9 protein-coding genes and 1 pseudogene are annotated in these 10476 nt (G+C 72.2%); 6 read left to right on the plus strand and 4 right to left on the minus strand.

Features of this window, described 5'->3' with window-relative positions; translation table 11 throughout:
- Positions 1 to 482: 482 nt before the first annotated feature.
- From PUR61_RS28765 to PUR61_RS28785, 5 genes and pseudogenes are all read left to right on the plus strand, one after another.
- The gene (locus tag PUR61_RS28765; RefSeq protein WP_329882398.1) at positions 483 to 1133 is read left to right on the plus strand and encodes a hypothetical protein; all 651 of its coding nucleotides are present in this window, start codon (positions 483 to 485) and stop codon (positions 1131 to 1133) included.
- 14 nt (positions 1134 to 1147) lie between these two features.
- Positions 1148 to 1805: pseudogene (locus PUR61_RS28770) on the plus strand (IS256 family transposase); the annotation flags it as partial.
- A 186-nt stretch (positions 1806 to 1991) separates the two neighbouring features.
- Positions 1992 to 2471, plus strand: a complete 480-nt coding sequence (locus PUR61_RS28775) for a hypothetical protein (RefSeq protein WP_329882399.1) — start codon at positions 1992 to 1994, stop codon at positions 2469 to 2471.
- Between the two features lie 1303 nt (positions 2472 to 3774).
- Positions 3775 to 4161: a type II toxin-antitoxin system RelE/ParE family toxin gene (locus tag PUR61_RS28780; protein WP_329882400.1), complete on the plus strand. Its 387-nt coding sequence runs from the start codon at positions 3775 to 3777 to the stop codon at positions 4159 to 4161.
- Positions 4161 to 4721, plus strand: coding sequence for a hypothetical protein (locus PUR61_RS28785; RefSeq protein WP_329882401.1), 561 nt, complete (start codon positions 4161 to 4163; stop codon positions 4719 to 4721). The genes PUR61_RS28780 and PUR61_RS28785 overlap by 1 nt, the downstream gene beginning before the upstream one ends.
- Positions 4722 to 4813: 92 nt before the next feature.
- Here PUR61_RS28785 and PUR61_RS28790 read toward each other — a convergent pair whose 3' ends face one another.
- From PUR61_RS28790 to PUR61_RS28805, 4 genes are all read right to left on the minus strand, one after another.
- Positions 4814 to 5332, minus strand: a complete 519-nt coding sequence (locus PUR61_RS28790) for a dihydrofolate reductase (protein WP_329882402.1) — start codon at positions 5330 to 5332, stop codon at positions 4814 to 4816.
- Positions 5329 to 6126: a thymidylate synthase gene (locus tag PUR61_RS28795; RefSeq protein WP_329882403.1), complete on the minus strand. Its 798-nt coding sequence runs from the start codon at positions 6124 to 6126 to the stop codon at positions 5329 to 5331. Before PUR61_RS28795 ends, PUR61_RS28790 begins: the two co-directional genes overlap by 4 nt.
- A gap of 337 nt (positions 6127 to 6463) precedes the next feature.
- Positions 6464 to 7561 (minus strand): hypothetical protein, encoded by a 1098-nt coding sequence (locus PUR61_RS28800; protein ID WP_329882404.1) that lies wholly within the window; start codon positions 7559 to 7561, stop codon positions 6464 to 6466.
- A gap of 152 nt (positions 7562 to 7713) precedes the next feature.
- Positions 7714 to 8673, minus strand: coding sequence for an AsnC family transcriptional regulator (locus tag PUR61_RS28805; protein ID WP_329882405.1), 960 nt, complete (start codon positions 8671 to 8673; stop codon positions 7714 to 7716).
- 249 nt (positions 8674 to 8922) lie between these two features.
- On the opposite strand from PUR61_RS28805, the gene PUR61_RS28810 reads away from it, so the two are divergent.
- Positions 8923 to 9870, plus strand: coding sequence for an isopenicillin N synthase family dioxygenase (locus PUR61_RS28810; protein ID WP_329882406.1), 948 nt, complete (start codon positions 8923 to 8925; stop codon positions 9868 to 9870).
- Positions 9871 to 10476 lie beyond the last annotated feature (606 nt).

Here is a 10476-nt window from a genome sequence, read left to right on the forward strand (position 1 = left end):
CGGCGCTGACCGCGCAGCCCTCCGGGACGACCGCACCCCTGAAGCGCCCGTTGCGGTTAGCCGGGAGCTCCAGCTCACCGCCGAGCCCGACGATGGCGGCGAGCAGGTGAGCGTGGTGGTGGCGTGCGACGGCCTCGAGCAGCACGGTGCGAGCCTGGCGCCACCCGACGCCCTCAAGCCACTGCGCGCCCGACTGCTGGCGCACGCCCGCCGCTCTGGAGACTTCGACAAGCAGAGCCGCGCAGAACGATGGTTGGCACCCTCGCGGGTCTGAGACCCGCCGGAGCGTTCAGCGGCCGGCGAAGGCGGAGCGTTCAGTAAGCAACAGGGAGGGGTGTCGGCGTACATCTGTACCTGCCCAGGGCGGTACAGCCGGAGGTGCTCAGTCCCATACCGGTTCAGGGTCGGCGGCGGCGAGGTGCCCTGCGTAATCGGAAGGCGCCGCAGGCGGGCGGTGCGGGACACTTCGCCGGGTGATCGTGATGCAGCCTGTCCTTGAGATCTATGCTCCTGGCGGTTTCGACCTCTGGCCCGTCGCCGAGATCGAGCCGTTCGGCTTCCTGCCCCTGAGCGGTGAGCTCTCGGCCGCCGAGATCGGGACGGCGGTGATGCGCATCGCCAGCTGCAATGACATCGATCCCGATGATGACCTCGGCGGCCCCCGCCGCCCGCCCCGGCCTGCCGACCCACTCGGTTCGTCCCTCCACGGACTGCTGACCTTCGAGACCCTCTTCGCGGCCGGCGGGCTGCGGGTCGCCGACGAGTCCGCCAGCATCACCTTCCTGCCGGGCTGCTGCGACGGGCTGGAGGACTGGCGCGACTGGCACCGGCTCGTCGATGGCGGCGACCTGCTCGGCTTTGGCCACGACCCGGTGTCACCGCTCGCAGAGCGCTTCGGCGACACCGTCCGGCTGACGGTCAACGCCGAGCAGAGCGACAGCCCGATGATCAAACTGTCCGTCACCGAACTCCGCCACCTGCTCGCCGGTGCCGAACGCGACATGGTCGACTTCCTCTCGCTGACCGCCGACTGGGCCCGCCGGAACCTGCCGCCCGGCTACCGCGATCCCGTCACCGCAGCCCTCGCCCGAGTTCTCGACCTTCCTGCTCCAGCTGCACCGCCGGAGCAGTAACGGCGTCTGCCCCGGACGGCACGAAGAAGTTGATCGCCCTGGCCGAGGGCCTGCAGAGTTCACCGAGTCGTGGGCCGACCCGCTGCGCGACTGCCGCCGACGTGGCATGCGCGACCCCGAGCTGATGGCGGCGACGGCGCCATGGGCCTTCGGCAGGCGCTCGCCGAGGCGTTCCCGGCCGCACGGCCACAGAGGTGCTGGGTTCACAAGGCCCGGAATGTCTCGAACTGTCTGCCGAAAGTCGGCACAGCGCGGCGCGACGAAGGCCATGCAGGAGATCTGCAACACGGAGTCCCGCACCCATGCCGAAAAGGCGATCGAGGTGTTCGCGAAGACCTACGGAGCCAAGTTCCCGAAGGCCGTCGCGAAGATCACCGACGACCGGGACGAACTCCTCGCGTTCTACGACTTCCCCGCCGAGCACTGGATCCGCCTGCGGACCACCAACCCCATCGAGTCGACCTTCTCCACAGTCAAACTCCGAACCAAGGTCACCCGCGGTGCCGGCAGCCCCATGGCCGCGCTGCGCTGCTCGCGATGGTGTTCAAGCTGGTCGAGTCGGCTCAGGCCAGATCGCGCGCGATCAGCGGCGCCCACCTGGTGTCCCTGGTCCGCACCGGTGCGCGGTTCGAGAACGGCGTCCTGGTCGAGTGCGAGGAGCAGGCCGCGTGACCCTCCACGACATCCTGCAGAACCCAGACGAGCACGTCCGCTTCCGGCCTCCCCCGAGGAACTGCAACAGGCCGCTGAGGCGGACGAGGTCGACGAACGGTGGAAATGCCTGAGCGGCGCCACGAGTCGGCATGTCACCCTGAGGTCGCCCGAGGACGGTCCGCTGGACCATCGCAGGAGTGAGCAATGAAGTATGTCGATCTCGATGCCCGAGTCGGCGAACTGACCGGGGTCCTCGACCCCGGCCCCTACCTTGAGCTTCTGCCTGCGCCGAGCACCAACCTGCCCCCGGCTGCCAGGGCGTTCGCTACCGACCCGAGCCACTACGACTTCGCCGGGCGGCGCTGCGTCAAGGACATGACGCTCCACCAGGCGATCTTCTTCCAGAAGGGTCAAGCCCTCGACCTCCGCCTCCGTCACAACTGTTGGAGGCACGAGGAGGACCTGGTCATTCGTCATGCGGGGGTGACAGCCGTCCGGATCAGCACTCCGAACGAGCCCTCGACCTGGGCCAACCTCGGCACGCTGATCCTGGACGAGATCCTTCCGCACGACCAGGGCTGCACTCACGAGATGGCCTTCAGGCCCGGGTCGGTCATCGTCACCTGCAACGACATCACCGCTACCTGGGTCGCAGCGCACTGCCCCGCAGCCCATGGAGGCTGAACAGGCTCACTGCCTCACCCACAGGTCTTGACTATTGCTCGTTCTCCTGTCGCCCGGGCACCCGGCCGAAAGTGCCCGGGCCGCCCCGCCCGGGGCCGAGACGGCACCCGCAGACCGGCCTGACGGACGAGCCGGTTCGGGTGCCCCCGTTGGTAGGCCGATCCGGAGGCGCCTGCCAGGCCGTTGGCGCGGAGGGGGTGGGAGGGTGCAGGGTGTCACCATGTCCGAACGCCGCGATCGCCGCCGTCTGCACGCCCGCGCCCGAGCTCTCGGGGTGCCCATCGGGCAGGCCGACCGCCGGGCTTCCCTTCGCCGGCCCGGGCCGCGGGTTGTGGAGCCCGCGTGGCCGCGCACCGCGCTGCCGGACCGGGACGAGACTCCTGCAGTCGTCCGGGCGATGCCTCCGGTACTGGTGGCGTGCTGCACGGTCACGCGCGATCGGCAGGTTACGGACGGCGGGACCGTGATGGTGCTGACACGCCACACGGCCGACTGCCCGGTCTGGTCCGCCCGCTGACCGCGGGCCCGGACGGACCCAACCGCGCGAGGGGTGTTCTGCCGGGTGCTCTGGTCAGGCTCCTGCGTCTGCCGACAGAAGCCGCGATGCTCGCGGTCCTAGTGATCGCTACCCACCAACGCGCTCGCAGGGAGGACAGGGTGTTTCGGGCCTCCTGTGCCGCGGCCTCCGACCGACCCCCGCAGGCGCGGGGAGCAGCGGCCCGGCCTGGTGGGCGGGCCGTATCGGGTGGATGCCGTTGTACCGGATAGTCGTCTTTCCTGAGGCTCGGCCTGGGGGTCGGGCGGTTCTGGTCTTCTGACGATTCACGTCGCTTGCCCGGCGGGATTCGTCAGGCGCGCCCATGGGGTCGTCCGGACCCCTCCGCGGGTTGCGGTGGGCGCGGGCAGAGTTGCGGGCGGTCGCTGGGGCACCCGGGTCTGACCGTGCGGCCGTTACCCACCGGTCAGCACTGACGCATGGTCAAGTTGCGTGCCACGCTGAGCCGGTGGGCCCATATGTGCTATACGAAATTGCGCCAGAGGTGTAGCCGCCCCGCTCCAGGGGGCGGGCGCCCGTCGAGGCGTCCCTCTCCGGCGGGTTCCTGGCGGGCTCCCGTGTTGCGTGGAGTGTTTCGGGGTGTCGGCGGGGGCGACCCGCCCGGGAGTGCCGCGCGGGTCGCGCTCGCCCCGGACCGGATCTGTCTGATCGGGAGGGATTCTGACGTTCCGTCATACGTGAGGTCCGCGCCCCGGTAGGCTGGCGCCAGGCAATGGGTCGAATGTCGGGAAAGCGAAGTAAGACTTGTTGCCGAATGAGCCGTATACATACCGTCTGGTCCTGGAGCCCGAGGTCAGGGAGTGGCTGCACGGGCTGCGGCGCACCGACCGGGCGTCGCTCGACCAGGTCGCCGCCGCGATCACGGCCCTGCGCCGCGTGGGCCCCGCTCTCGGCCGGCCCCTGGTGGACCGGATCCGGCACTCGGGGATTCCCAACCTCAAGGAGCTGCGGCCCGGGTCGTCGGGCGGCACCGAGGTCAGGCTCCTGTTCGTCCTGGACCCGGGGCGCCGTATCGTGGTCCTGGTCGCCGGTGACAAGCGGGGCCGCTGGCAGTCCTGGTACCGCACGGCGATCCCGCTGGCGGAGGAGCGCTACCGCCGGTACCTCCGGCGGACGGAGGAGCGGACGGACTGATGACGGAGCCCGGGAGCTACGGCGACGACGCCGAGTTCCTCGCGGAGTTCCACCCGCGACCGGGCGACGCGGAGCGGGTCGTCCGGGCGGCGGATCGCCTGGTCGCGGAGAACCGCGGTCGGATCCTCGCCGGACTGCGCCGCCTGACCGGCACCGGCGTCCCGGACCTCGCCCGCGCCATGGGCGTGGACGCGCAGGTGGTGGCGGCGTTGGAGGCGGGCCGGGAGACATCCGCGGGTGCGGTGCTCACCTTCGTGAGGGCGCTGGGAGGGCACTTGGTTCTGGAGGTCGTACTCGCGGGCGGGCGCCGCGCGGGGTTCGACCTGCCCGCCACCGCCTCGCCGGCCATGGCGGAGGACTTCGGGGCGTGGACCGTCCGGCGCCGGGAAGCGGCCGCGGCGGCCGTTGCGCGGGTGGGCGCCGCGCTCCTCCTCCCGGAGGCGCCGGCCGCCGAGGTCCGCAGGTCGCTGGACCAGCCGGGCGCGGCGGAGTGCGGGGGAACGGTCGTCGGCGTGCTCCTGGTCGCCGTCGTCGACGGCTGGCGGGCCGAGATCGGTTGACAGGCGCGGGCGGGCACGGGCAGACGCCGGCAGGCATGAGCAGGCACGGACGGCGAACCGCCGGGGCGCGCCGCTGGCCGGCCGCCGGGCGGTCAGCCCGCGGTGCCGCGGCGCGCGTAGGTGCGGATGCGGTAGCGCAGGCCGGACGTCGAGGTCCGCGGGCCGAGGTCCTCGCTGACGGCCCACGCGGGACCGACGGCCGGGGCGTGGGTGTCGCCCTCGACCGACAGGTCGATCTCGGTCACCGAAAGGGTGTCGGCCCGGTCGATGGCCGAGCGGTAGAGCTGCCCGCCGCCGATCACCCAGGCCTCGGCGGCCGGGTCCGCCCCGGCCGTCTCGGCGGCCAGTCGCAGGGCCTCGTCGAGGGAGCCGGCGCGGTCGGCGCCGTCCGAGGTCCACTGCGGGTCGCGGGTGACCACGATGTTGCGCCGGCCGGGGAGCGGGCGGAACCGCGGCGGGAGCGACTCCCAGGTGCGGCGGCCCATCACCACGGGGTGCCCGAGAGTGGTCGCCTTGAAGTGTTCGAGGTCCTCGGGCAGGTGCCAAGGCATCGTGTTGTCCGCGCCGATCACGCCGTCCGGGGTCTGGGCCCAGATCAGTCCGATCCTCATACCGCGACCGGTGCCTTGATGGCCGGGTGGTGCCGGTAGTCGACCACGTCCACGTCGGGGTAGGCGTAGTCGAAGAGCGACTCGGCCTGCCGAAGGCGCAGCGCGGGGAAGTCGAACGGCGTGCGGGCGAGCTGTTCGGTCACCTGCTCCACGTGGTTGTCGTAGATGTGGCAGTCACCGCCGGTCCAGATGAACTCCCCCGGCGCGAGGCCCGCCTGCTGGGCGACCATGTGGGTCAGCAGGGCGTAGCTCGCGATGTTGAACGGAACCCCGAGGAACAGGTCGGCACTGCGCTGGTAGAGCTGGCAGGAGAGCCTGCCGTCGGCCACGTAGAACTGGAACAGCGCGTGGCACGGGGCGAGCGCCATCGCGTCCAGCTCGCCGACGTTCCAGGCCGAGACGATCATCCGGCGGGAGTCCGGGTCGCTGCGCAGGGTGTCGAGGACCCGGCCGATCTGGTCGATGTGCCGACCGTCGGGGCTCGGCCAGCTGCGCCACTGCACGCCGTAGACGGGACCGAGATCACCGTCGCGGTCGGCCCACTCGTCCCAGATGGTCACGCCGTGCTCGCGCAGCCAGCCGACGTTGGAGTCGCCGCGCAGGAACCACAGGAGCTCGTACACCACGGACTTCAGGTGCACCTTCTTGGTGGTGACCAGCGGGAACCCCTGGGCGAGGTCGTAGCGCAGCTGGTGCCCGAAGACGCTCCGGGTACCGGTGCCCGTCCGGTCGGTCTTGGCCGTCCCGGCGGTGAGCACGTGCTTCAACAGGTCTTCGTACTGGGTATCCACCACGAGCGGCAAGTCTACGTGCCCGTCCGATGCCCCGATTGTCCCGGTCCGGTACCCCGCGCGCGGCCGCGCAGCGCCGGCGGGGTCGGGGTTCGTCGCTCCTGCGTCGGCCCCTGCCGTCGCGTGTCCGGTCGGTGTCGGAGGCTCGCCGCGGACGGGCGCGGAAGGAAGGGGTTCCTCCGGGGACCGGTGCTGATCCTCTCCCCGGACGCGGAGCGGCTGTACCTCCGCTCCGCGAGTTGCTCACCGGCGTCGGGAACGGCAGCGGCCGGGTGGCGGCCGTTCCCGCCGACGCCGGCAAGCCCTGACCGCCGGCAAGCCCTGACCGCCGGGCCGGGCCTCAGCCGGCCGTCCCCCGGGCTGAGGTGTCGGGGGTGAGGCCGTCCTGCGCCTGTCGGGCGCGTTCTGCGAACAGCTGGGTGAGGAGAGTGAGTCCGGGCGCGGTGAGGCCGGCGCCGGGCCCTTGGCCGCGCACGAGGAGCAGCGTGCTGCCGACCCGGACCAGCGCGACCGCCGTGCCGCTGCCCTGGATGCGGAGGGCGCTCTGGTCGCCGCTCCGGGGGACGGCCGCCGTCGGCTGCTCGCCGGGGGTGCTTTCGATCATGGCGTCGAAGGCGCGGGCGGCGGTCTCGGGGGAGGTGAAGGCGGTCGCGGTGAACTCGACGGTCTGCGCCGAGGCCGAGGCGAACGTTACTGTGGCGTAGGCGAGTTGGAGGTCGCAGGCGTCCGGAGGCAGGCAGGGGAGCGGGCCGGCGGTGCCCACACCCGTCCCGCTCCCGGGACCCGTCCCCGACTCCGGCGCTCGCTGCACCCGCCAGCCGATCGGCATCGCGCCCTCGCCGGGCAGCACCGCTCGGAGCAGCGACGGGTCCCGAAGCGGCTGCGCGGCGTGTGCCAGACCGGGCCCACCGGGCTTCAGCAGCGGGCGCGAGCTCAGGTGGATGCCGAGCGCCACCAGAGACGTGATCAGGACCAGGGCGAGCGCCACCACGATGCCGGCGCTGCTCCGCCGCCCGGCGAGCAGCCGGGCACGGGCGGCGTCCGGGCCCATCCGCAGCTGAACGGTGGCGGGGCCCTCTGGCCGTGGGCCGGTCCGCAGTTGCACGGTGCGGGGGTTCTTCGCCGGTGGTGCGCCGGCCTTACCCGTCCGCAGCTGGACGGTCTGCGGGCCGGAGGGTGACTCGGAGGGCTTCCCGAGTTTCGTGGTGGCCAGGTACTGCGCGAACGCCACGTCGGAGGCCAGCAGTCGGGCGACGGCCGCGGTCAGCAGCGTTCGCGCCTTCGGGTCCTGCGGGTCCGACGCGGCGGCGGCGAGCGCCTGCGACCCCTCCGGCATCATCCGCAGCCGGGCCCGCACCACGTCCGCCACCGCCTGATGCGCTCCGTCGCCGAGCAGCGCCGCCACCACGGCCGCTTCCGGCCCCAGACCGTCTCCCATGGCAACTTCCCCCGTCGCGCGAGTAGTTGCCTCCACCATCCCGGACCACTGCTCAATTCGTACCCACGCCGAAACGGAACGGAGACGCAACTGCAACCCCACCCGGACGAACCGGGCGGCGGCGCGGCGGCGCGGCGGCGCGGACGGCGCGCTCAAGTCGGCACGGGAGCGAGGCGCTTGACTTCCCACAAGGTCACGGCGGTCTCGATGTGCCGGACCCCGGGGAGTGGGCTGATGCGCCGGTCGATGTAGTCGTACAGGTCGGCCGGGTCGCGGAAGATGCCGCTGGCGACCAGGTTGGACGTGCCGGTGGTGGCCGCGGCGAAAGCGATCTGCGCATGGGTGGCGAGGGTTTCCCCCACGATGCGCAGGTGCGCCGGCGCGACGTTCAGCCAGATGCGGATGGCCGTCCGGTAGCCGAGGAGCCGCGGGTCGAAGTCGACCGAGAGGTTCAGGGCGCCCGCGCTGCGGAGGCGGTCGAGGTGGCGTTGGATGCTGGAGGGGGAGCGGTGGGCGGCTGCGGCGAGTTCGGGCAGCGACGCGCGGCCGTCGCGGGCCAGCTCCTTGAACAGGATGTGATCGGTTGTGTCCAGGTCGAGCGGGGTGGCGGAGGGCGCAGGGGAGGGCACCGCCGCCGCGGTGCGCTGTGGCCCGAACCGCGTGGCGTGCCAGGTGCTCGACGCCCCGAGGAAGACGCGCATCATGCAGTGCGCGCTGACGGAGAGCACCCGCGGGGTGCGGGGGAGCTTCTCCAGTAGCAGTGCGTTGAGTTCGTCAGCCGAACGGGCGTCGAGCGCGCAGTAGAGCTCGGTGCCGTCCGAGGCGATGGTGACCCAGCTGGTGTCCGAACGGCGGGCGAGGGCTCCGGCGACGGTTCCGGCGGCGTCCGGGGCGCAGTGCAGGCGCAACAGCCAGCGGCTCAGGCCCAGACGGGAGGAGACGGGCCGGCCGGTGATGCGCAGGCCGAGGCCGCGTAGTCGCCGGTAGCGGCGGGCAACGGTGCGTTCGGACACCTCGCGGTCTCGCGCGATGCGGCTGAAAGGCGCGCGGCCGTCGAGTTGGAGAGCCCGGAGCAGGTACTGGTCGAGCTCGTCGACGGTGTCGCGATCCACCGGTACACCTCGGTTCCTCGCCGGATGGTCCCGTTTTCAAGCGTACGGCTTGAGCCGTAGCGGGAGGGACCTGGATGGTGACCGGGTCGTCGTCCGTCCGGTGGGCGGCGGCCTTGGTCGGCGCGTGCGCCGAGGCCCCGGGCCGCACCGGGAACGCCCCGCTCCCACCGACCGCCCCCGGCCCCACCGACCGCCCCCGGCCCCATTGACACCCCTGCCCCGTCCATCGACCTCACGGAGGATCCACCCGTGGCCACCACCCCGATTCCCCTCATCGACCTCAGCCGCTGGACGTCCGACCACAGAGCGGACCGGGAGCGGCTCGCCGCCCGGGTCGACCGCTCCCTGCAGTCCAGCGGTTTCCTCCTGGTGACCGGGCACGGCATCGAACCGGAGCTCCCGGGCCGCGTACGCGCCGCGGCGAACGACTTCTTCCACTTGCCCCAGCCCGTCAAGAGGCCCTACGACCAGAACCGGCGCGGCTGGATCGGCCGGGAACGGGTGACCACCGCCAGGTCCGAGGGCACCCTCACCCCGCCGGACCTGCTGGAGGTCTGGTCGTGCGCCGTCGATTCCTCCGCACGCCCCGGCGTCCCGCAGCAGACACCCGGCCACTGGCCCGACGAAGTCCCCACCCTGCACCCGCTCGTCACGGCATACACCGCCCGGATGCGCACCCTCGCCGACACGCTCCTCGCCGTCATGGCGACGGCGCTGCGCGGGCCGGCCGACTTCTTCACCCGTCACACCACTCGCCCGCACTGGGACTTCACCATCAACTGGTACCCGGCGGCCCACGAAACCGGCACCGCCGCACCCGGCCAGTTCCGGGTCGGACCGCACACCGACTTCGGTCTCGTCACCCTTCTGAACCGGCAGCCCGGCAAGGGCGGCCTCCAGGTCCACGACGAGGAGGCGGGCTGGCAGGATGCCCCCTACGAGCCGGGCGCCTACACCGTCAACATCGGTGACCTCATGGCCCGCTGGAGCGGAGACCGCTGGCGCTCCGGCCGCCACCGCGTCCTGCCCCCGCCCCCCGAGGCGCCGCAGGAGGAACTCACCTCACTGGTGTACTTCCACGGCTGCGCGCCCGACACCGGGATCACCTCGCTGCCGGCACCACTCGGCCGCAGGCCCTACAGTCCGGTACACGCCGGGGACTACCTCCAGGACAAGATGCGCGCGATTCTCGACTGAAGGCGTCCCTCCCTCCGCCTGATCCCCGTGCCGCCGCTGCGATCCGCCTCCCCGCCGCACGGACGGGTCACCGTCTCGGGCGCCCGCTCGTCGGTGCACCGGTCCCACGCCGCCCACACGGCTTCGGCGAGGGTTGCAGGCAGGGACTCCCTCGTGCGCGGGGTGTGAGGCGCGGTTCCGGGGACGGGCACCGCCGGCGGTGCCCCTTCCGTCATCGGGCGCCGTCCTTCCCGCTTCCTTGGATCCCCTGCGGCGCCGGGGCGGGGCGCCTGTCCGCCCAAAAGCGCAGTTCGCAGGAATGTCAGTGACGCAGAGGAAGAACGGAGGGCGCGAGCGCCATCAGGATCGCCCGGCCCGTGAGGCAGCAGTTCAGTCCGGGCGGACACCGCAGACCCCCCAGCTACGAAGGACGGTGGTTTCCGGTCACGCATACGCGATCCCCGCACGCCCCATCCCCCGGGGCAGTGCGGAAACAGAGGACCGGCCCAGGCCGGTAGATGGTGTTGTTCCCCTTCGGGGCCCCGGAGCCGCAACGGCGCCGGGGCCCCTCGACGCGTTCCCGTACCAGGAATAGGAAGAGGTGCAGTGACCACGGCCACCAACCCG

Origin of the sequence: Streptomyces sp. BE20 (genome assembly GCF_036322525.1) — a bacterium.
Lineage (GTDB): Bacteria > Actinomycetota > Actinomycetes > Streptomycetales > Streptomycetaceae > Kitasatospora.

What these genes read in the sequence shown, in the direction of transcription:
- PUR61_RS28765 (WP_329882398.1), top strand. Translation starts at nt 483, where the DNA reads ATGCAGCCTGTCCTTGAGATCTATGCTCCTGGCGGTTTCGACCTCTGG.
- PUR61_RS28775 (WP_329882399.1), top strand. Translation starts at nt 1,992, where the DNA reads ATGAAGTATGTCGATCTCGATGCCCGAGTCGGCGAACTGACCGGGGTC.
- PUR61_RS28785 (WP_329882401.1), top strand. Translation starts at nt 4,161, where the DNA reads ATGACGGAGCCCGGGAGCTACGGCGACGACGCCGAGTTCCTCGCGGAG.
- PUR61_RS28790 (WP_329882402.1), bottom strand. Translation starts at nt 5,332, where the DNA reads ATGAGGATCGGACTGATCTGGGCCCAGACCCCGGACGGCGTGATCGGC.
- PUR61_RS28800 (WP_329882404.1), bottom strand. Translation starts at nt 7,561, where the DNA reads ATGGGAGACGGTCTGGGGCCGGAAGCGGCCGTGGTGGCGGCGCTGCTC.